General features: G+C 56.2%; 18 protein-coding genes. All 18 read right to left on the bottom strand.

Annotated features, from left to right (window positions below; translation table 11 throughout):
• Entirely contained in the window at positions 1-1,995 is a 1,995-nt protein-coding gene (locus KGA81_RS09420; protein ID WP_223545595.1) for a polysaccharide biosynthesis protein, read from the bottom strand.
• Between the two features lie 101 nt (positions 1,996-2,096).
• Positions 2,097-3,122 (bottom strand): MraY family glycosyltransferase, encoded by a 1,026-nt coding sequence (locus KGA81_RS09415; RefSeq protein WP_223545594.1) that lies wholly within the window; start codon positions 3,120-3,122, stop codon positions 2,097-2,099.
• Positions 3,123-3,186: 64 nt separating this feature from the next.
• Entirely contained in the window at positions 3,187-4,149 is a 963-nt protein-coding gene (locus KGA81_RS09410; protein ID WP_411736548.1) for a UDP-glucose 4-epimerase family protein, read from the bottom strand.
• A gap of 19 nt (positions 4,150-4,168) precedes the next feature.
• A complete protein-coding gene (gene wecB / locus KGA81_RS09405; protein ID WP_223545592.1) occupies positions 4,169-5,296 on the bottom strand; it encodes a non-hydrolyzing UDP-N-acetylglucosamine 2-epimerase in 1,128 nt (375 codons plus the stop codon).
• The gene (locus tag KGA81_RS09400) at positions 5,289-6,299 is read right to left on the bottom strand and encodes a polysaccharide biosynthesis protein (RefSeq protein ID WP_223545591.1); all 1,011 of its coding nucleotides are present in this window, start codon (positions 6,297-6,299) and stop codon (positions 5,289-5,291) included. Before KGA81_RS09400 ends, wecB begins: the two co-directional genes overlap by 8 nt.
• A gap of 33 nt (positions 6,300-6,332) precedes the next feature.
• A complete protein-coding gene (locus tag KGA81_RS09395; protein ID WP_223545590.1) occupies positions 6,333-7,190 on the bottom strand; it encodes a dTDP-4-dehydrorhamnose reductase family protein in 858 nt (285 codons plus the stop codon).
• Positions 7,187-8,431, bottom strand: a complete 1,245-nt coding sequence (locus KGA81_RS09390) for a glycosyltransferase family 4 protein (RefSeq protein ID WP_223545589.1) — start codon at positions 8,429-8,431, stop codon at positions 7,187-7,189. Before KGA81_RS09390 ends, KGA81_RS09395 begins: the two co-directional genes overlap by 4 nt.
• Before the next feature lie 3 nt (positions 8,432-8,434).
• Positions 8,435-9,292 (bottom strand): glycosyltransferase, encoded by an 858-nt coding sequence (locus tag KGA81_RS09385; RefSeq protein ID WP_223545588.1) that lies wholly within the window; start codon positions 9,290-9,292, stop codon positions 8,435-8,437.
• On the bottom strand, positions 9,292-9,510 hold the full coding sequence (locus KGA81_RS30195) for an asparagine synthase-related protein (protein WP_411736550.1): 219 nt from the start codon (positions 9,508-9,510) through the stop codon (positions 9,292-9,294). The genes KGA81_RS09385 and KGA81_RS30195 overlap by 1 nt, the downstream gene beginning before the upstream one ends.
• A complete protein-coding gene (locus KGA81_RS30190) occupies positions 9,497-9,616 on the bottom strand; it encodes an asparagine synthase-related protein (protein ID WP_411736547.1) in 120 nt (39 codons plus the stop codon). Before KGA81_RS30190 ends, KGA81_RS30195 begins: the two co-directional genes overlap by 14 nt.
• 388 nt (positions 9,617-10,004) lie before the next feature.
• Entirely contained in the window at positions 10,005-10,286 is a 282-nt protein-coding gene (locus KGA81_RS09375) for a hypothetical protein (protein ID WP_223545587.1), read from the bottom strand.
• Positions 10,287-10,497: 211 nt separating this feature from the next.
• Entirely contained in the window at positions 10,498-12,189 is a 1,692-nt protein-coding gene (gene rpsA, locus KGA81_RS09370; RefSeq protein WP_204934185.1) for a 30S ribosomal protein S1, read from the bottom strand.
• Between the two features lie 120 nt (positions 12,190-12,309).
• Positions 12,310-12,999, bottom strand: a complete 690-nt coding sequence (gene cmk / locus KGA81_RS09365) for a (d)CMP kinase (RefSeq protein WP_223545586.1) — start codon at positions 12,997-12,999, stop codon at positions 12,310-12,312.
• Positions 12,996-15,203 carry a bifunctional prephenate dehydrogenase/3-phosphoshikimate 1-carboxyvinyltransferase gene (locus tag KGA81_RS09360; RefSeq protein WP_317850781.1) on the bottom strand — a complete coding sequence of 736 codons (2,208 nt, stop codon included), beginning with the start codon at positions 15,201-15,203 and terminating at the stop codon, positions 12,996-12,998. Before KGA81_RS09360 ends, cmk begins: the two co-directional genes overlap by 4 nt.
• A 28-nt stretch (positions 15,204-15,231) precedes the next feature.
• The gene (hisC, locus tag KGA81_RS09355; RefSeq protein WP_223545584.1) at positions 15,232-16,344 is read right to left on the bottom strand and encodes a histidinol-phosphate transaminase; all 1,113 of its coding nucleotides are present in this window, start codon (positions 16,342-16,344) and stop codon (positions 15,232-15,234) included.
• Positions 16,345-16,357: 13 nt separating this feature from the next.
• Positions 16,358-17,452, bottom strand: coding sequence for a prephenate dehydratase (gene pheA, locus KGA81_RS09350; protein WP_108215413.1), 1,095 nt, complete (start codon positions 17,450-17,452; stop codon positions 16,358-16,360).
• Positions 17,452-18,537, bottom strand: a complete 1,086-nt coding sequence (serC, locus tag KGA81_RS09345) for a 3-phosphoserine/phosphohydroxythreonine transaminase (RefSeq protein WP_223545583.1) — start codon at positions 18,535-18,537, stop codon at positions 17,452-17,454. The genes pheA and serC overlap by 1 nt, the downstream gene beginning before the upstream one ends.
• A gap of 230 nt (positions 18,538-18,767) precedes the next feature.
• On the bottom strand, positions 18,768-21,422 hold the full coding sequence (gene gyrA, locus KGA81_RS09340) for a DNA gyrase subunit A (RefSeq protein ID WP_223545582.1): 2,655 nt from the start codon (positions 21,420-21,422) through the stop codon (positions 18,768-18,770).
• Between the last annotated feature and the right edge of the window lie 110 nt (positions 21,423-21,532).

Raw genomic sequence — 21,532 nt, 5'->3', positions numbered from 1 at the left:
TCAGGGCTCGAGGCGCCGCTGCTGGTAGATCCAGTCGACGATTTCACCATCCGGGGAGTAGCCGCTAACCGTGTCGCGCAACAACTGGCGAACACGAGCATAATCGTCTTGATCAACGGCGCGGAGCAATTCGCTCAGTTTGACCTTCAGCACATCCCAGGACAGGTAGTCCTCGTTGGCAGTCATGATCATCGGGTGCTGAGTGGCAGCCACGTTGTCACCGATCAACAATTCCTCATAAAGCTTTTCACCCGGACGCAGCCCCGTGAACTCGATTGAGATGTCGCCATGCGGGTTTTTTTCCGAACGGACACTCAAACCAGATAAATGGATCATCTTCTCGGCGAGCTCGACAATCCTGACAGGCTCCCCCATATCCAAAACGAAGACATCACCGCCTTGCCCCATGGAACCCGCTTGAATAACCAGTTGTGCGGCTTCGGGAATGGTCATGAAGTATCGAGTGATCTTTGGGTGGGTGACCGTCAGCGGCCCCCCCGACTTGATCTGTTTGTGAAATAACGGAATGACCGAACCGGAGGATCCCAGAACGTTTCCAAACCGAACCATCGTGAAGCGCGTCTTGTTCACCCGAGAAACGTTGGTTGTGTCACCAAACAATACCGGCGCCAACTCTCGACTGAGCGCCTGCAGCGTCATCTCGGAAAGACGCTTGGTACTGCCCATTACATTGGTAGGCCTCACGGCCTTGTCGGTCGAAATCAATACAAAGTTGGAGACACCTGCCTGAAGTGCGGCCTGGGCTGTATTGAGCGTGCCAATCACATTGTTGAGCAGACCTTCGGCAATATTATGCTCGACCATTGGCACGTGCTTGTAGGCTGCGGCGTGATATACCGTATCCACGTGCCAGGATTTCATCACATCGAGAAGTTTTTCCTGGTTGCGCACGGACCCCAGGATTGGCAAAAGACGGATCGATAATGCCTCTCGTGCAATTCTCTGTTCCAGCTCGGACAATATGCTGTAGAGATTGAATTCACTATGTTCAAACAATAAAAGTGTCGTGGGCCCGAGCTCCAGAATCTGACGGCAGAGTTCGGAGCCGATGGAGCCTCCGGCACCCGTGACCAGAACGGACTGCCCCTTGATGCAGTGCTCAAGTAACTCCCCCTGGGCCGGAACAGCGTCACGACCGAGCAGGTCAGCAATGTCTACCTCCTGGATGTCGTCGACCTTGACCCTGCCACTGGCCAGATCCATGAACCCCGGGATACTCCGAACATGCAGAGGGAAACCTTCGAGAAAACCAAGAATCTCGCGGCGGCGACCACGATTGGACGACGGGATGGCAAGGAGAATTTCCTGAGCGCCCGTATTGTCGATCATTTGCTGGATATGTTTAGGCTTATAGACTTGCAGCCCTGAAATAACCCTGTCGGCAATCCCGCTATCATCATCGATAAAGGCAACAGGTCGCATGACCCTCCCCATTCGCAAGGCGGTAACGAGTTGATTGCCCGCGGCCCCGGCACCGTAAATCGCAACTTTTGGCAATCCGTCATCCCTGTTCGTGAACGGGACATGCTGAGCTGCGCTGAACCAATCACCCATAAAATACTGGCGCATGGCCAAGCGTAATCCCCCGATCATGATCAGACTCAACCACCAGTAGTTGAATATGATCGAGCGGGGAACGACGTTCTGATGATTACTGTACCAGTACACCAGGACACCGAGGATCAGAGACGATAATGTGACAGCCTTGATAATGGCAATAAGTGCATCATTGCCGAAATACCGCATCACCGCACGGTACATGCCAAAGCGAATGAACAAAGGAATTGCCACGACAGGCGCGCTGACAAAAAGCCAGACATGCTGAGTGAGGGGATTGATCATCTCGTCCAGCCCCAGACGCACAACAAACGCCATCCACAAGGCAAACCAGACCAGAAAAATATCAGTCAATACCTGCAAAATGCGCTTATGTCGTCTTGGCAGACTTAATAAATTTGCCCGAATCTTATCCATAACCCCTCTAAACACCTCTCGAAGCCCTTAGCATTGATACAACAACTACAGCTTTTGGTATCGCTTGTGGACCAGGCATTGCGTGATAGCCAGAGCAACCATCACGCATTACGCGCGACTTCCAGCTCGCCAGCGTGGAATTTGAAAGCCAGTGCCACCAACGGCACATAGGCCAGAATCAATCCCGTCGCACCATCCAGGTACCGCATGACGACCAGAACAGCGACCGGTAATAACCACAACAAATTGATAGCGGCTATTGCAACCGTGACCACACGATGGCTGCCGAATTTCCGTGAAGCGTACTGGTATCCATGGCTGCGATGTGCCTCGTAGACCTTGTCACCACGCAACAGGCGGCGCAGCAGGGTAAAGGTAGCGTCAACAATGAAAACGCCCAACAGGACAAGCCATGCCCACAGGAACACCGGGGCAGTCCATGCGGCGTGCAGGGCCAACACCGCCAGTACCATGCCTAGAAAACCACTCCCGGCATCGCCCATGAAAATACGCGCTGGCGGGAAATTCCAGACGAGGAAACCGAGTACGGCCATTGTCAGCGCAAACGGGGGAATGGAGAGACTCGGATGACCGCCAATCCAATACACCAGACAAGCGCCGACACAGGCGCAAATCGCTTCGACACTCGCCAGACCATCAATACCATCCATAAAGTTATAGAGGTTGAGCATCCAGACCAGAAACAAAGCCCCGATGACATAACCAAACCATCCCAGGCTTATTTCGTAACCGAACACATTGATCGGGGCCATGCCGCCAATCCAGAACAATGCCCAGATGGCACCAGCGAAATGCGCCAGCAGGCGCCACCTGGCAGCAATGTGTCCGTGGTCGTCAAGAAACCCTATGACTGCAATCCACCCACCGGCTCCAAGCAGAGCCAACGCCATGGGCCAAGCCATGTCATCTGCCCAGACAAGTGCCGGTAACGCAATCAGAAAACTCAGGACGATGGCCACACCTCCACCGCGCGGTGTCGGGACCGAATGTGAACTTCGCGAATTCGGAATATCTATCAAACTGCGTGCCAAGGCATATTTGCGCAATGCACCCGTGGCCAAAAATGAAACACCAACCACAGCAGTCAACAACCAAATTGTGTTCAAAGATCAACTTCCTGAAACAGCCAAAATCAATTCTGCAATTGAACCAGCACTGTCGTTAGCCAGCTTATCGCTGCCTGTCCTTGTAGTAGTTCGCAGCCGCCACCAGAGCATCATCGACGCTGACGGGAGGAGACCAGCCCAGCAGTTTTCGAGTTTTGCTTATATCGACCTGCAACGACCCGCAAAGCCGTTGCGATAGAGCCTGTTTGCCTAAAAGCTGCGCCCCACGCTCAAGCAGCACACTCGGAACAGGCAACAACCGTGCAGGCTTGCCCAGCGCTTGCCCCATGCGCCTCAACAGCTGCGTAGTGGACAGATCTTCCCCATCACTAACAAGGAAAATCTGATTAGCTGCAGCCGGGTGGCGAATACAGGTCGCTATCAAATCAACAAGATTGTCGAGCGCGACCAGACTGCGTCGATTATGGATAGCCCCGAATGGCAGCGGCACCCCTTTGTCCAGCCAGCGCATCATGTTCAGGAAATTAGCCCTTACACCCGGGCCGTAAACGAGCACGGGACGTATGATCACGACCTCCATCCCTGAATCGTTCGCGATTTCGAACAACCCCTGCTCGGCCTCCATTTTTGAAACGCCATAGGGGTCCGCTGGTGCGGGTGGAGCATCTGCAAGATAAGGTTTATTGAGGGGCGTACCTTCACCATTCACCTTGATCGAGCTGATGAACACAAAACGTCGAACCCCCTGGCCAGCCGCCTGCCGGGCAAGATTGAGTGTGCCTTCGACATTTACTTTGCGAAACGCCACAAGCGGATCGGACTCGGTGTCATTCATCACATGGACACGCGCCGCGCTGTGAATGACGACCTCCACCCGATCCAGCGCCTGGGACCAATCGGCATCACTTTCGAGCCCGACGGTTTGAATAGTTGTAACGCGCGCCGGACAGTCAGGCAGGGCATGCCCGCGAATGGCGACCACCGGCTCCAGATCTTCAGAAGCCGCTAACCGGCCCAGGACTGCACGACCTACGAAACCGGTGGCACCCGTCAACAAAACACGCATTTTCAAACCTCGACGCCGCTCAGGGTTTCGACCAGACCGTACGGTTGATGTAGTCGGTATAACTCAATACGACCCGAACCACCTGCTTGGACACTGGACCCGCCTGGTAATCCCTGACCACAGGGATGACACGCCGATCACGATCATGCTGACTGGTCACCACACGTACGGCATCAAGAACGCCATCCACTTTCAGGCCACTCATAATGAGTGTCCCTTCGTCCATCCCCTCCGGACGCTCATGTGCATTACGGATGGTAATGGCAGGCAAGTTCAGCAGAGAGGCTTCTTCTGTGATAGTGCCACTATCGGACAGGACGCAAAATGCCGACATTTGTAGCTTGATGTAGTCAAGCAGACCGAACGGCTTGGAAAAGCGGATCAACGGGTGATCCAGCGATTCGCCTATCGCCTCCAGACGCTTGCGGGTGCGGGGGTGAGTGGAGACGATGATCGGAAACTTATACTCGTCAGCCAAGGCTCGCAGCGTCTTGAGCAAATCCCGGAGGTTTTCCGGCGTATCGACGTTTTCCTCTCGGTGAGCGCTGACGATGAAGAATTTATCCTGCTCCAGCCCTTCTCGAACCAGCACGTCGGAGGTGAGAATTTTCGGCATGTAGTAGTCGAGCACTTCCTCCATATGCGAACCGGTCTTGATGATGGTTTCAGGACGAATCCCTTCAGCGATCAGATAACGCCGAGCATGCTCGGTCAGAACCATATTGATATCGCTCAGGTGATCGAGCACCTTGCGATTCAGTTCCTCGGGAACTCGCTGATCAAAACAGCGATTGCCGGCTTCCATATGGAATACCGGTATCTTGCGGCGCTTGGCGGCAATGACTGCCAGACAGGTATTGGTATCGCCATAGAGCAGAAGCGCGTCCGGCTTTTCAACCTCAAATACTTCATCCGCCTTCGAAATCACCTCGGCGATGGTCTTGGCAGCCGTATCACCGGCGGCACCCAGAAAGTAATCAGGCTTTCGAATTTCAAGATCATCGAAAAATACCTGATTCAATTCGAAGTCGTAGTTTTGGCCGGAGTGGACCAACACATGATTGACTTGCTTATCCAGCTCTGCAATGACACGACTCATCTTGATAAGTTCTGGTCGCGTGCCGACCAGCGTCATGACCTTAAGCATCAAGTTTCTCCTGAATGTATTCCAGATTCAAAAGAACTTTCTTCACGCCTTCAACATCGAGACGATCGGTATTATGCGAGGTGTAGTCTTCAAGATCGGAAATCTCCTGCTCACCCTCAACAAAGAACTTCTTGTAGTTCAGGTCGCGATTGTCAGCCGGGATTCGATAGTAACGCCCCATGTCTTCGGCTTTGGCCATTTCTTCACGGGAAATCAGCGACTCGTAGAGTTTTTCGCCATGACGGGTGCCAATGACCTTGACAGTATTGTCACGAGAGAACAGCTCCTTGAGCGCTTGCGCCAGGTCCGCAACTGTCGAGGCAGGTGCTTTCTGAACGAAAATATCGCCTTGCTCGGCATGCTCGAAAGCGTGCAGCACCAGGTCGACGGAGTCCTCCAGCGACATCAGAAAGCGGGTCATGTTCGGATCGGTGACAGTCAGCGGTTCGTCATTTTGCAATTGGTTGATAAATAAAGGAATCACTGACCCGCGCGAGGCCATGACATTGCCGTAACGAGTGGCGCAGATCACAGGTCCCGCTGCCGGAATCATACGCGACCTGGCCACCATCAGTTTTTCAGCCATGGCCTTGGAAATACCCATGGCATTGATTGGATAAACAGCCTTGTCGGTACTTAGCACGACAACGCGCTTGACACCCGAAGCAATCGCCGCGTTCAGAACGTTTTCGGTACCGATGACGTTAGTACGCACGGCTTCCATAGGGTAGAACTCGCAGGAAGGCACCTGTTTCAATGCGGCCGCGTGAAAAATGTAATCCACGCCGACCATCGCCTGATCAAGGCTATCGCGATCGCGAACATCACCGATATAGAACTTCACCTTGTCGTTCGACAGGGCAATGCGCATATCTTCCTGTTTTTTTTCATCGCGGCTGAATACGCGAATTTCTTTTACGTCAGTATCAAGAAAACGCTTCAACACCGTATGACCAAATGACCCCGTGCCGCCAGTGATCATCAAAATTTTATTATCAAACATAACTACCGTCCAAAACTTGATTGTATTTAATGATCAACGCGATGCGCGCATTGACTTGACCAATTCCAACCATGAAGGTGGAGCGTAACCGGTCGCCGATTGGAATTTTGACGAGTCCAGCGAACGATTGATAGAAAGATCACTGTCAGCGACGATATCGATTTCCTTTTCATAAACTTCTGCCACCAATTTCAGCAGAGACAACTTATCAATGGGTGCCACCGATACATGATAAAGGCCCTTGAGCTCCGGGTTCGGGATCACATAATCTCGAATGACACGCGCCAGCTCCACGGTAGGAAGCCCCGAAAAAATGGCCTTTTCGTAGCCCTTGACAGCCCCCTTCTGGGATAGAAACCAATCCACCAGCGAGTATTGGCTTCCGAGTTCGTGACCGATGATTGAAGTCCGGAGGGTGACTGCATTCGGCTGGGAATGAAGCTCGCCAATGTACTTGGACTTGCCGTAGAGATCCTCCGCATCGGAGATATCCTCTTCAGTGTAAAGCCCTTTGCGTCCGGAAAACACGCAGTCGGTACTGATGTGAATCAATCGAGCGCCAGACAGTTCGCACAACTTGGCAATGCGATGCGGCAACATGGCATTGATGGGAAGCGCTGAAAGGGGATCCTTGGCATCGGCCAGCTGCTTGATCAGGCCGACGCAGTTGATGACGACATCAGGCTTGACCCGTGCCAGCACCGAAACCAGCGAGTCCTGGTCCAGCACGTCCACGTTGCTGATTAACGAACTGCGAGTTTCGTCTGAAAAGTATTTTGCGCCACCCGGGTTACGTAAAGTGCCCCACACCTCAAAGCGCGGGTTTCCATGGAATTGCCTGAACACCGTGCTACCCAGCATCCCGGTGACCCCTAACACTAGAACTTTCATTTTGAGCTACCTTTCAATTCATTGATCCTGGTACAGAGGATTTCGACAAGACGCTGGCTTTGACGCTCCATTTCGAAATGCTCGAGGTAGTACGCCCTGCCCGACTGCCCCAATGATTCCCGTTCATCCGAACTCATGTGGAAAAGTTGCTCAATGCACCTGGCCATGCCTTCGGCATCTTGCGCCGGGCTCGTCAGGCCTGCATTGGCCTCTTGAATGATCCGAGCCCCTTCACCATCCAGCGCGGCGACAATCGGCCTTCCCGCTGCCAGGTACGCCTGGACTTTACTGGGAATGGTATAGGAGAACGCCTCATCTTGCTTCAACGTCACCAACAATCCAGTGGCACGACTGAAAAAATTTGGCATTTCACTTGCCGGAAACCGACCGGCGAGGACCAGGTTGTCCAATGATCGGGATTTTTTCTGGCTTTCGATCCAGCTCAGCATGCTACCGCTGCCGACCAACACAATTCGGAGTCTGGATAGATGTCGAAGCCTGTCCGCTACCTCAACCAAGGTTTCGACCGATTGTGCGGTCCCCAGATTGCCGGCAAAAACGAGACAGAAATGGTTTTCGAGCTCAGCAAGCAGCGATGCAGGAATCCGAGTATCTTCCGAGCCTGGCGGAGTATCCTGATAGCAATTTGGGTAATACACGACCTTGCCGGGGTCAGCATAGCGAGCAACCGGTTCCCGGAATGCCCTCGACTGAACGAGTAAAGTGTCAACGCAGGCGTAAATGCCTCTGACGACCCACCCTACCACGCGCAAGAGCGATTTATTCCGGATGAATCCCGTCGCACTCAAGCTCTCCGGCCAGAGATCCTGGACCCATACTGCCAGATGACTCTTGAGTTTCCATTTCAAATAGATGGCAGGAATGACTGACGTAATCGGGGAAGGTGCAAACACAAAGATCGCGTCATAACTCTCACCCTTTACAGCGTCCGGGTAAAATTTCAGTCCATTTACGATATAGGACAAATAATTCAGTATCAGGTTTTTTGCGCCCGAAGAGCCGCGAGGTCTAAGTGGCGCACGGCATACGCTAACGGTCGTTTCGTAACTTTCTTCCTGATATCCGCAAGCCTGGTAACCGTCGAACACAGCGCCATCCGGATAATTCGGCTTGCCGGTAAGAACTTTTACAACGTGCCCCTGGGCAGATAAGCTCTTGACCAGATCATTGATAATAAAAGATTCCGGCCAGAAATACTGTGACACCACGAGAACTTTCATTTATCAGACACCCACCTTGTGTAACTTAGCCAACACCAGCAACTCGGACCACTTTTTTATTGAGGTGCCTTTCCATTCAAACCTGTCACTTTGCGCGACTGTCGCAACGGCCAACTTTTTCAAGAGCTCGAAACTTGTTAAAATTCCTGTCAGCACCGGACCTATGTCTCGGCAATCAAACGATGGAAAATAAACTGCTGCGTCCGCTCCAAACTCCGGCATAACATTAGAACAAGTCATCGGCCGACCTGAAGCGAGCACATCAAGAGGGATGTTTGGGCAGTTCTCGCACGACAAGGCAAAGAGATTCAGTTGAGCGTGGTGATACAACTGAAGAGGTTCCTGACAAGAAATAGCGCCCAGTAGCAGGCCCCGATCTTTCAGGCCTGGCGTTGCAATCAGAGCCTTTAGGCGCTCAGCTTCTGGCAGAGTTGTTTCCCCGACAAGAATCAGCGAAAACCTTTCGCAAAGCTCCCTGGATAGCTCCGCGCAAGCATTGGCCACTTGAAAATGGTGTTTGCAACCTTCAAATCTCGATACATATAAAATGCACTCTTTCCCGGGAAAAAAGTCCGAACGAACGGCACTTTTACCCCATGCCAAAAACACAGAGCCAATTCCATGATGGATAGCAATGGAGCTTTCAGACTTACTCAGCAACTCGATGATACTTCGTGCATAGCTTGAAATAAATATCATCAGACCAGCTTCAGATATGCTCTTGAGCATAATGAGATTCAACAACCAGGTTCTGAGTCGCTGCAACCCCAGCGATAAACTTTTTCGTACGCAAAAATCAAACGAAATCATGTTTCGAAGCATCATCGCAACCTTGTAACTTGCTAGTGCACGAGTGCCCACTACTCCCCCTGAACAAAACAGCACGGCAGTCCCTCTATCACTTCTCTCAGTGGTCCATGCATCCATTGCGCCAGCGGCATAGAAAAGCCCGCCTCTGCTCTATCAAAGAACGAGGTAGGTACATATCTCTTAAGCAGTTCGCGAAGCGGCCATTTCTCTCGACGCCATTTTTGATCAACTGCTCTGAAGACAAAAAAACGCCTGTTACGCGACTCGATGATCGAGCAAGGGTACCCGGGTTTCGAGACTCGCGCTCTTGGCACCACAGTCGACCTTTACCAGCAGATCATCCGGCAAGCACTGAGAAACATCCCATCGGCGCATTTCTTCGATCTAATCGTCCATCGACTCCCAAGAGACGTCGCCCTGATCTTGACCGTCAATACCCGGCACCACATTGCCTGCAGGTTGCCATTGCAACTACATTTGCGCCAGAAAACCTCAACAAATAAAGCCAAAACAGCAATGAGTTCCCGCCTCAACGAACGCGCGCAGGATACCGCATCATCGCATCAGCTGAACACCAGAAAAAAACCCCAATAAAATCAACGTTCAACTTACCACCGCCCTAGTACTGATCCTCAAGGCATAAGCAGACTTCAGAGGTTTTAGTACGCCGGCATGATTTGAACAGCCCGATTTTTGCCATCCTTTCCCCCAACCCAAAAATGCTTGATTTCTGAAAGGCGCAAGACCTCTGACGGTTACCATCTCATCGACAAATCACCAACATAGTGCGCGTCAGGAAACCTGCGGGATTGAATCCAAAGAGGAAGCTCTCCTCCTCTTCCTTGATATCATCAGATCTCGTTACAACTTTGTAGCCTGCCCCTCTGCACTCTTTGGCCGCACGTTTGTAACACTTATCCCATCTCGAACCGAGCCCCGAACAATCGACCTCTATGCCGCTAACCCCGTGCACTACGTGAGTTTTGGCATTGGTGGCACAACCCGCTAGCGCCAGCACCGCTACTGCGACAATGAGTTTGTTCATTCACGTCCTTTTGCCAGAAAGCCCACCGGGCGATCATTAGTCTCAGGCTAAAGACTAGCTGCAAATAAGCGCTTGATCCGACTAAACAATCAGACATTTTTTCGCCACCATTGGTTCACCACTCGAGCCGCTAAAGCCTGGCGCGATTCACCAAAATCCAGGCACAAAAAAAGGGCGACCGAAGTCGCCCTTTTTTACAGAAAGTCAGAACTTAGTTCTGTTTTTCCATTTGTGCACGCAGCAGGTCACCCAGAGTGGTGGCCACAGGAGCATCAGTAGCTACTGGCTTGTCGCGCAGGCTCTGAATTGCTTCTTTCTCGTCTTCAACGTCTTTCGACTTGATCGAGAGCTGAATTACACGGCTCTTGCGGTCAACGCTGATGATCTTGGCTTCTACTTCTTCGCCTTCTTTCAGAACGTTGCGCGCGTCTTCAACGCGGTCACGGCTGATTTCGGAGGCTTTCAGAGTCGCTTCGATATCGTCGGCCAGAGTGATGATGGCGCCTTTAGCGTCAACTTCCTTCACGATGCCTTTAACGATGGCGCCTTTGTCGTTCTCTTGAACGTACTCGGAGAACGGATCGCTTTCCAGTTGCTTGATACCCAGGGAGATGCGCTCGCGCTCTGGGTCAACCGACAGGATAACGGTGTCCAGCTCGTCGCCCTTCTTGAAACGGCGTACGGCTTCTTCGCCCACTTCGTTCCAGGAGATGTCGGACAGGTGAACCAGACCGTCGATGCCGCCGTCCAGACCAATGAAGATACCGAAATCGGTGATCGACTTGATGGTGCCGGAGATTTTATCGCCCTTGTTGAACTGACCAGAGAAGTCTTCCCATGGGTTGGACTTGCACTGCTTGATGCCCAGGGAGATACGACGACGCTCTTCGTCGATGTCCAGAACCATGACTTCCACTTCGTCGCCGACTTGTACGACTTTCGAAGGGTGGATGTTCTTGTTGGTCCAGTCCATTTCGGAAACGTGTACCAGACCTTCAACGCCTTCTTCGAGCTCAGCGAAGCAGCCGTAGTCGGTCAGGTTGGTTACACGCGCGGTAACGCGGGTGCCTTCCGGGTAACGGGCTTTGATAGCAACCCATGGATCTTCACCCAGTTGCTTCAGGCCCAGGGAAACACGATTGCGCTCGCGATCGTACTTCAGAACCTTGACATCGATCTCGTCGCCAACGTTGACGATTTCGGAAGGATGCTTGATACGCTTCCAGGCCATGTCGGTAATGTGCAGCAGGCCATCGACGCCACCCAGATCGACGAATGCGCCGTAATCGGTGAGGTTCTTGACGATACCTTTGACTTGTTGGCCTTCCTGCAGGGATTCCAGCAGAGCTTCGCGCTCGGCGGAGTTCTCGGCTTCCAGGACGCTGCGACGGGAAACGACAACGTTGTTGCGCTTCTGGTCCAGCTTGATGACCTTGAATTCCAGCTCTTTGCCTTCCAGGTGCGTGGTGTCGCGCACTGGACGGACGTCAACCAGAGAACCTGGCAGGAACGCACGGATGCCGTTAACGTCGACAGTGAAGCCGCCTTTAACCTTACCGTTGATAACGCCCTTGACCACTTCTTCGGCTGCGAAGGCTGCTTCCAGAACAATCCAGCATTCAGCGCGCTTGGCTTTTTCACGGGACAGCTTGGTTTCACCAAAGCCGTCTTCAACCGAGTCCAGAGCAACGTGAACTTCGTCACCGACGTTGATGTTCAGTTCGCCAGCGTCGTTGTAGAACTGCTCAAGCGGGATGAGTGCTTCAGACTTCAGGCCAGCGTGAACGGTTACCCAGCGAGCCTGGTAATCGATATCAACGATAACACCGGTGATGATGGAGCCTGCCTGAAGGTTCAGGGTTTTTAGGCTTTCTTCAAAGAGTTCCGCAAAGCTTTCGCTCATTTTAATTCCTGTTGATGAGGGCGAAGAATACGCCCATCTCCACACCCCAGACGGTGTGGGTTAGTTTCATTTAAAAGAAGCCACCGCAGGACTATGACTGGTCCCCTGCGGCCTTCTTGGTCACCCGGCGATATCGCGAATGGCGATCTCGCTCATGATGCGTTCCAGCACCTGGTCGATGGATAATTCCGTGGAATCCAGCTGTATGGCGTCAGCCGCCGGTTTGAGCGGGGCTACCGCTCGCTGGGTGTCACGCTCATCGCGTGCACGTATCTCATCTAGCAGACTCGACAGACTAACACCCTCGACTTTGCCCTTCAACTGCAAATATCGGCGGCGCGCCCGCTCCTCGGCGCTGGCGGTCAGAAAAATCTTCAGCGGCGCGTCAGGAAAAACCACGGTCCCCATGTCGCGACCATCCGCCACAAGACCCGGCGCTTCCTGAAAAGCTCGCTGGCGCTGCAGCAGCGCCTCGCGTACAGCCGGCAGCGCAGCCACCTGGGAAGCGCCGGAACCGACGCTTTCGGTACGAATGACATCGCTGACTTCATCACCTTCCAGAATGATGCGTTGCAACTGACCTTCCGTCGCCGCGATGAACTGCACATCCAGATGAGCGGCGAGTTTCTTCAGCAGCTCTTCATTGGTCAGGTCGACACCATGGTTATGCGCGGCGAAGGCCAGCAGTCGGTACAACGCACCGGAGTCCAGCAGGTTCCAGCCCAGGCGCTTGGCCAGAATCCCGGCTACCGTGCCCTTGCCCGAACCGCTTGGCCCATCGATGGTGATGACCGGTGCAATGCTGATCACGACTGCGCCTCTTGTGCCACACGAATACCGACCTGTGCGCACAGCGCCAGGAAGTTCGGGAACGATGTCGCGACGTTGGCGCAATCATGAATGCGGATCGGCGCACTGGCGCGTAGCGAGGCAACGCTGAATGCCATGGCGATACGGTGATCGCCATGACCGTGCACTTCACCGCCGCCGATCTGGCCGCCGTCGATGATGATGCCATCCGGGGTGGGTTCGCACTTGACGCCCAGCGCCAGCAAACCATCAGCCATGACCTGGATGCGGTCCGACTCCTTGACCCGCAGCTCTTCGGCGCCACGCAACACGGTGCGCCCTTCGGCACAGGCCGCGGCGACGAACAGCACCGGGAACTCGTCGATCGCCAGCGGAACCAGCGCCTCGGGAATCTCGATACCCTTGAGTTTAGCTGCACGTACGCGCAAGTCAGCTACTGGTTCGCCACCCACTTCACGCTGGTTTTCCAGGGTGATGTCGGCGCCCATCAGGCGCAGGATGTCGATCACGCCGGTACGGGTCGGGTTGATGCCGACGTGTTCGAGCACCAGCTCCGAACCTTCGGCGATCGAGGCGGCCACCAGGAAAAATGCCGAGGAAGAGATATCACCCGGGACTTCAATGTGGGTCGCGGTCAGTTTGCTGCCGGACTCGACCGATGCGGTAGCACCGTTGACGGTTACCGGGTAGCCGAAACCGCGCAGCATGCGCTCGGTATGGTCGCGGGTCGGCGCAGGCTCGGTAACCGTGGTCTTGCCTTCGGCATACAGGCCGGCCAACAGCAGGCAGGACTTAACCTGGGCACTGGCCATCGGCATGGTGTAGGTCAGGCCCTTGAGCTTGTTGCCGCCACGAATGGTCATCGGTGGACGACCCTCGGCGGCGGTTTCGATCACGGCACCCATTTCACGCAGCGGATTGGCCACGCGATTCATCGGGCGCTTGGACAGCGAAGCGTCGCCGGTCAGGGTGCTGTCGAAGTTCTGCGCGGCCAGCAGGCCGGACAGCAGACGCATCGAAGTACCGGAGTTGCCCAGATAGATCGGGCCCGGCGCCGGCTTCAGGCCATGCAGGCCGACACCGTGAATGGTCACGCGACCGTGGTGCGGGCCTTCGATGACGACGCCCATGTCACGGAATGCCTGCAAGGTCGCCAGGGCATCTTCGCCCTCGAGGAAACCTTCGACTTCGGTGACGCCTTCAGCCAGGGAACCGAGCATGATCGAACGGTGGGAAATCGATTTGTCACCTGGTACGCGAATCCGACCGGACAGGCGGCCACCAGGTTGAGCCAGGAAAATCAGATCGTTGGAATTCATAGCGTCCACATAGGCCCTGCGGGCCAGGATTTTACTGAAATGCTCGCGGGCAACCCGGGCGCGAGTGAATACGCCCAACAATTGGTGCCCATCCCCTGCATCGACCGCGTCGCGCAAGGCGTCGAGGTCGCTGCGAAATGTATCGAGTGTGCGCAGGACAGCTTCGCGGTTGGCGAGGAAGATGTCGTGCCACATGACCGGGTCGCTTCCGGCGATTCTTGTGAAATCGCGGAAACCGCCCGCAGCGTAACGGAAGATCTCAAGGTTTTCATTGCGCTTGGCCAGTGAGTCGACCAAACCGAACGCCAGCAAGTGTGGCAGATGGCTGGTCGCCGCCAAGACTTCGTCGTGACGTTCGACCTGCATGTGCTCGACATCGGCGCCCAATTCGCGCCACAAACGGTCGACTACCGCCAGGGCTGCCGGATCGGTTTGCGCCAGCGGCGTGAGGATCACTTTATGGCGACGAAACAGTTCGGCATTGGAGGCTTCCACCCCGCTCTGCTCGGAACCGGCAATCGGGTGCCCCGGCACGAAGCATGACGGCATACTGCCGAATGCTTCGGTGGCCGCACGCACCACATTGCCCTTGGCACTGCCGACATCGGTCAGGATCGCCTGCCCCAGGTCCATGCCTGCCAGACGCGCGAGCACTTTTTCCATGGCCAGGATCGGCACCGCCAGTTGAATGACGTCGGCACCCTGACAAGCAATGCCCAGGTCTTCCTCACAGCGATCCACCACACCCAATTCGACCGCGAGTTTGCGCGATTGCGGATCGAGATCGACCCCGACCACTTCGCGGCATAGGCCGCTCTCACGCAAACCCTTGGCAAACGAACCGCCGATCAACCCGAGACCGACCACCACCAGGCGACCGACCACAGGTTCAGCAGATTGCAGCGCAATGACATCAACCACGAGCCAGAACCTTGGTCAGCGCCTCGAGGAAGCGGCTGTTCTCTGCCGGCAGACCAATGGTGACGCGCAGGTGATTCGGCATGCCGTAGTTCGCCACCGGACGCACGATCACGCCTTCACGCAGCAAGCCCTGGAACACCGGGGCCGCGACTTGACCGAGATCGACGCAAATGAAATTGCCTTTGGACGGGATCCAGCTCAGCCCCAGCTCACGGAAACCGCTTTCCAGTTGCTGCATGCCGGACTCGTTCAACTGACGGCTTTGCGCGAGATACTCTTCATCCTTCAACGCTGCACAGGCCGCAGCCAGGGCCAGGCTGTTGACGTTGAACGGCTGGCGTACACGGTTCAGCACGTCCGCGACTACCGCCGTGGACAAGCCATAACCCACGCGCAGCGCCGCCAGGCCATAGGCCTTGGAGAAGGTGCGGGAAACCAGCAGGTTCGGATAAGCCGCCAGGAAGTCCAGGCCATCCGGCAGATCGCTGCCTTCGGCGTACTCGATGTAGGCCTCGTCCAGCACCACCAGCACATGCTCCGGAACATCCTGCAGGAATTCGTCCAGCGCCTCGGCGTCGAACCAGGTCCCGGTCGGGTTGTTCGGGTTGGCGATGAACACCACTCGGGTGTTGGCATCGATCGCCGCCAGCATGGCAGGCAGGTCATGCCCCCAATCCTTGGCCGGAACCACCCTGGCCTGCGCGCCGACCGCCTGGGTGGCAATCGGGTAGACAGCGAACGCATGCTCGCTGAACACGGCATTCAGGCCCGGCGCCAGATAGGCGCGCGCTACCAGCTCAAGAATGTCGTTGGAGCCATTGCCCAGCGTCACTTGATTGAGCTCGACACGGCACTGCTCGGCCAGCAGGGTCTTGAGCGCAAAACCGTTGCCGTCCGGATAACGGGTCAGCTCGACCAGCGCATCGCGGATGGCCGCCAGCGCCTTGGGGCCGGCGCCCAGCGGGTTTTCGTTGCTCGCCAGTTTGACGATGCTGGCGGGATCGAGATCCAGCTCGCGAGCCAGTTCGTCCACGGGTTTGCCCGGAACGTAAGGCGAAAGTTGTTGCACGCCCGGCTGCGCCAGAGCGAGGAAATTGCCACTCATTTGCTACCGCCCCTTAGAGAACTGCTTTCGGGTAGGAACCCAGCACTTTGAGTGCCACTGCTTCCTGACTGATCTTTTCCAGCACACTTTTGACCAGCGGGTCGCGGTGGTGGCCGACGAAGTCGATGAAGAACACGTAGGTCCACTTGCCGCTGCGCGACGGACGAGTCTCGATTCGCGTCAGGTCGATGCCATTGTCGTGGAACGGCACCAGCAACTCGTGCAGCGCACCCGGCTTGTTGCTCATGGAAACGATGATCGAGGTCTTGTCGTCGCCAGTCGGCGGCACTTCCTGATTACCGATCATCAGGAAGCGCGTGGAGTTATCCGGGCGATCCTCGATCTTATCGGCCAAACGGGTCAGCCCGTACAGATCGGCCGCCATGTCACCGGCAATCGCCGCCGAGTTCCACTCGCCCTTGACCCGCTTGGCCGCTTCGGCGTTGCTGGACACCGCCACGCGCTCGACATTCGGGTAGTGGGCGTCCAGCCACTTGCGGCACTGGGCCAGGGACTGGGCGTGGGAGTAGATGCGGCTGATGCTGTCGGTCTTGGTGTTTTCACCGACCAACAGGTGATGGTGGATACGCAGCTCGACCTCGCCGCAGATCACCATGTCATGTTCCAGAAAGCTGTCGAGGGTGTGGTTGACCGCGCCTTCGGTGGAGTTCTCCACCGGGACCACGCCAAAATTCACCGCACCGGCCGCCACTTCACGGAACACTTCGTCGATCGCCGCCATCGGCTTGCTGATCACCGCGTGACCAAAGTGCTTGATGGCCGCAGCTTGGGTAAAGGTGCCTTCAGGGCCGAGATAAGCCACTTTCAGCGGCTGCTCGAGCGCCAGGCACGAAGACATGATTTCACGGAACAACCGCGCCATCTCTTCGTTGCCCAGCGGCCCCTGGTTACGCTCCATGACACGCTTGAGCACCTGAGCTTCGCGCTCAGGACGATAGAACACCGGCACTTCGCCTTCGGCCAGCGAGGCCATCTTTACTCGCGCGACTTCCTGGGCGCAGCGCGCACGCTCACTGATCAGCTCCAGGACCTTTTCGTCCAGGGCATCGATGCGCAGGCGCAGTGCCTTGAGTTCTTGCTCAGACATTAGCCGTGTTCCTTCTCGAACTCTGCCATGTACGAAACCAGCGCGTTGACGGCGTTGATGTCGACGGCGTTATAGATGGAGGCGCGCATGCCACCCACGGAACGGTGCCCCTTGAGGTTCAACAGGCCACGCTCGTCGGCACCCGCCAGGAACGGCTTGTCCAGACGATCATCCGCCAGACGGAATGGCACGTTCATCCACGAGCGATCCGGCTTGTTGATCGGGTTGCTGTACAGGCCACTGGCATCGATGAAGCTGTACAGCGTGCGCTGCTTGACTTCGTTGAGCTTGCCGATGGCCTCGACGCCGCCCTGCTCTTTCAACCACTCGAACACCAGGCCGGACAGGTACCAGGCCAGAGTCGGCGGGGTGTTGTACATCGAACCGTTATCGGCCGCGACCTTGTAGTTGAGCATAGTCGGGCACAGGGAACGGGCGTTGCCCAGCAGATCTTCGCGAACGATGTTCACGACGATACCACTCGGACCGATGTTTTTCTGGGCGCCGGCGTAGATCATGCCGAAACGCGAAACATCCACCGGGCGCGACAGGATGTCCGAGGACATGTCAGCGACCAGCGGAACATCACCGGTTTCCGGAATCCACTGGAACTCCAGGCCGCCGATGGTCTCGTTCGGCGCGTAGTGAACGTAGGCTGCGTCTTTCGACAGCGTCCACTCGTTCTGGCCGGGAATGGCGAAATAGTCGTAAGGCTTGGCGGTGCCGGCAACATTGACGTGGCCATAGCGCGAAGCTTCTTCGATGGCTTTCTGCGACCAGATACCGGTGTCGATATAGTCGGCCGAGCCGTTTTCCGGCAACAGGTTCAGAGGAATCTGAGCGAATTGCTGGCTGGCGCCACCTTGCAGAAACAGCACTTTATAGTTCGAGGGGATATTCAGCAGATCACGCAGATCCTGCTCGGCCTTGGTGGCAATGGACACGAACTCATCGCTGCGATGGCTCATTTCCATGACCGACAGGCCCTTGCCGTGCCAGTCGAGGAGTTCACCCTGGGCGCGCTGCAGGACAGCTTCGGGAAGCGCCGCGGGACCGGCACAGAAGTTATAGGCTCTCTTGCTCACATCCAATCTCGCTCTGATTTGGTGGTATTACGCAATAAATCGCAACATCAATCGACACCCTGCAGGAGAGAGCTTGCTCGCGAAAAACCTGAGAACGCCGCGGAATGCCAGGCCTCCCGCGTTATCGTTAACGTCCATCGCGAGCCAGCTCGCTCCTACAGAAGGGACATAATTATTCAAAGGGACAAACAACAAGGGGGCGAATTTTCATCCGCCCCCTGCATACCCGCTTATTCCTGCGGTTCTTCGTCAGCGGCGGCGTCGAGTTGCTGGTCTTCGGCAACGTCGTCGATCACGACTTCACCGACAAACCCTTCACCCTCTTCACCTTCCAGCTCTTCGCCCTCGACTTCCGACGGCTCCTGAACCCGCTCCAGACCGACCAGCGTTTCATCGTTGGCCAGTTTGATCAGGGTCACGCCCTGGGTGTTACGACCCAGGCTGGAGACTTCGTCGACACGGGTGCGCACCAGGGTGCCCTGGTCGGAAATCAGCATGATTTCCTCGCCGTCGAGCACTTGTACCGCGCCGACCAGACGGCCGTTACGCTCGTTGCTGACCATGGCGATAACACCCTGGCCGCCACGCTTGTACTCAGGGAACTCGGTGATCGCCGTGCGTTTGCCGTAGCCACGCGCCGAAGCGGTGAGGATCTGGCTGCCTTCTTCCGGGATCAGCATGGAAATCAGCTTCTGGCCTTCCGGCAGGCGCATGCCGCGCACACCGCGGGCGGTACGGCCCATGGCGCGAACGTCGGACTCCTTGAAGCGCGTAACTTTGCCGCCATCGGAGAACAGCATGACTTCACGCTCGCCATCGGTGATGGCCGCAGAAATCAACACGTCGCCTTCGTCCAGCTCCAGCGCGATCAGGCCGACGCTGCGTTGACGGCTGAAGGATTCCAGCGGGGTCTTCTTCACGGTGCCGTTGGCGGTGGCCATGAAGATGTAGTGACCTTCGGTGTATTCCTCGACCGGCAGCATGGTGGTGATGTACTCACCATCATCCAGCGGCAGCAGGTTGACCAGCGGACGCCCACGGGCAGCGCGGGACGCTTCAGGTATTTCGTAGGTCTTCAGCCAGTACACCTTGCCCTTGCTGGAGAACAGCAGCAGCGTGGTGTGGCTGTTGGCAACCAGCAGGTGAGCGATGTAGTCCTCATCCTTGACGCCGGTTGCCGACTTGCCTTTACCGCCACGACGCTGGGCCTGGTACGCAGCCAGCGGCTGGGTCTTGGCGTAGCCACCGTGGGAAATGGTCACGACGCGCTCTTCTTCCGGGATCATGTCACCCAGGGTCAGGTCGAGACGGGCGTCGAGAATTTCGGTACGACGCACGTCGCCGTACTCGGCGCGAATCACTTCCAGCTCTTCGCGGATCACTTCCATCAGGCGCGTGGCGCTGTTGAGGATGCGGATCAGCTCGCCGATCTGGTTGAGGATCTCTTGATACTCGGCCAGCAGCTTTTCGTGTTCCAGACCGGTCAGGCGGTGCAGACGCAATTCCAGGATGGCTTGCGCCTGTTCTGGCGACAGGAAGTACTTGCCCTCGCGCAGACCGTATTGCGGATCGAGGTTTTCCGGACGGCACGAGTCGGCACCGGCACGCTCCACCATCGCCACCACCGCGGAGGATTCCCAAGGGGTGCTGATCAGCGCTTCCTTGGCTTCCGACGGCGTTGGCGATGCCTTGATCAGGGCGATGACCGGGTCGATGTTCGACAGGGCAACCGCTTGACCTTCAAGGATGTGACCACGCTCGCGCGCCTTGCGCAGTTCGAACACGGTACGGCGGGTAACCACTTCGCGACGATGACGGACGAAGGCTTCCAGCAGATCCTTGAGGTTCAGGATCCGCGGACGGCCGTCGATCAGCGCGACGATGTTGATACCGAACACCGCTTGTAGCTGGGTCTGGGCGTAGAGGTTGTTGAGGATCACCTCAGGCACTTCGCCGCGACGCAACTCGATCACCACGCGCATACCGTCCTTGTCGGACTCGTCGCGCAGTTCGGTGATGCCTTCAAGCTTCTTCTCTTTGACCAGCTCGGCGATCTTCTCGATCAGACGCGCCTTGTTCAACTGGTAAGGGAGCTCGGTGATGACGATCTGCTGGCGGCCACCGACCTTGTCGATGTCTTCGATCATCGAGCGGGCGCGCATGTAAATGCGCCCGCGACCGGTGCGGTAGGCTTCGATGATGCCGGCGCGACCGTTGATGATCGCGGCGGTCGGGAAGTCCGGACCGGGGATGTATTGCATCAGTTCATCGACGGTCAGCTCCGGGTTGTCGATGAGCGCCAGGCAACCGTCGATGACTTCACCGAGGTTGTGCGGCGGAATGTTGGTCGCCATGCCCACGGCGATACCGCTTGAGCCGTTGACCAGCAGGTTGGGAATACGGGTCGGCATGACCGCCGGGATCATTTCGGTGCCGTCGTAGTTCGGCACCCAGTCCACGGTTTCCTTGTGCAGGTCGGCCAGCAGCTCGTGCGCCAGCTTGGTCATGCGCACTTCGGTGTATCGCATGGCCGCAGCGTTGTCGCCGTCCACCGAACCGAAGTTGCCCTGGCCGTCTACCAGCAGGTAGCGCAGGGAGAATGGCTGCGCCATCCGAACGATGGTGTCGTACACCGCGGTATCACCGTGCGGGTGATACTTACCGATCACGTCACCGACAACACGGGCAGATTTCTTGTACGGCTTGTTGAAGTCGTTGCCCAGCTCGCTCATCGCGAACAGCACGCGCCGGTGCACGGGCTTCAAGCCATCGCGCGCATCCGGCAGTGCCCGCCCGACAATTACGCTCATCGCGTAGTCGAGGTAGGACTGCTTCAGCTCGTCTTCGATATTGACCGGGAGGATTTCTTTGGCCAGTTCGCCCATGAGAAGCCTGATTCCTTTTTCTGGTGAAACTTCGTCACATCCATATGGGACCAACGAAGCTCGCCGATACAGGCTGAGTGCCATGCATCGACTTACGACAAATCAACGAG

This window comes from Pseudomonas sp. A-B-19 (assembly GCF_019947515.1).
In the GTDB taxonomy this organism is placed as follows: Bacteria; Pseudomonadota; Gammaproteobacteria; order Pseudomonadales; family Pseudomonadaceae; genus Aquipseudomonas.
This window is presented reverse-complemented; position numbering and strand designations above follow the sequence as displayed.

Bases quoted from the DNA above. Each gene is read 5' to 3' on its own strand.
- KGA81_RS09420 (WP_223545595.1), bottom strand. From the start codon at position 1,995: ATGGATAAGATTCGGGCAAATTTATTAAGTCTGCCAAGACGACATAAG.
- KGA81_RS09410 (WP_411736548.1), bottom strand. From the start codon at position 4,149: ATGCGTGTTTTGTTGACGGGTGCCACCGGTTTCGTAGGTCGTGCAGTC.
- wecB (WP_223545592.1), bottom strand. From the start codon at position 5,296: ATGCTTAAGGTCATGACGCTGGTCGGCACGCGACCAGAACTTATCAAG.
- KGA81_RS09400 (WP_223545591.1), bottom strand. From the start codon at position 6,299: ATGTTTGATAATAAAATTTTGATGATCACTGGCGGCACGGGGTCATTT.
- KGA81_RS09395 (WP_223545590.1), bottom strand. From the start codon at position 7,190: ATGAAAGTTCTAGTGTTAGGGGTCACCGGGATGCTGGGTAGCACGGTG.
- KGA81_RS09390 (WP_223545589.1), bottom strand. From the start codon at position 8,431: ATGAAAGTTCTCGTGGTGTCACAGTATTTCTGGCCGGAATCTTTTATT.
- KGA81_RS30190 (WP_411736547.1), bottom strand. From the start codon at position 9,616: ATGCGCCGATGGGATGTTTCTCAGTGCTTGCCGGATGATCTGCTGGTA.
- KGA81_RS09375 (WP_223545587.1), bottom strand. From the start codon at position 10,286: ATGAACAAACTCATTGTCGCAGTAGCGGTGCTGGCGCTAGCGGGTTGT.
- rpsA (WP_204934185.1), bottom strand. From the start codon at position 12,189: ATGAGCGAAAGCTTTGCGGAACTCTTTGAAGAAAGCCTAAAAACCCTG.
- hisC (WP_223545584.1), bottom strand. From the start codon at position 16,344: ATGAGTGGCAATTTCCTCGCTCTGGCGCAGCCGGGCGTGCAACAACTT.
- pheA (WP_108215413.1), bottom strand. From the start codon at position 17,452: ATGTCTGAGCAAGAACTCAAGGCACTGCGCCTGCGCATCGATGCCCTG.
- gyrA (WP_223545582.1), bottom strand. From the start codon at position 21,422: ATGGGCGAACTGGCCAAAGAAATCCTCCCGGTCAATATCGAAGACGAG.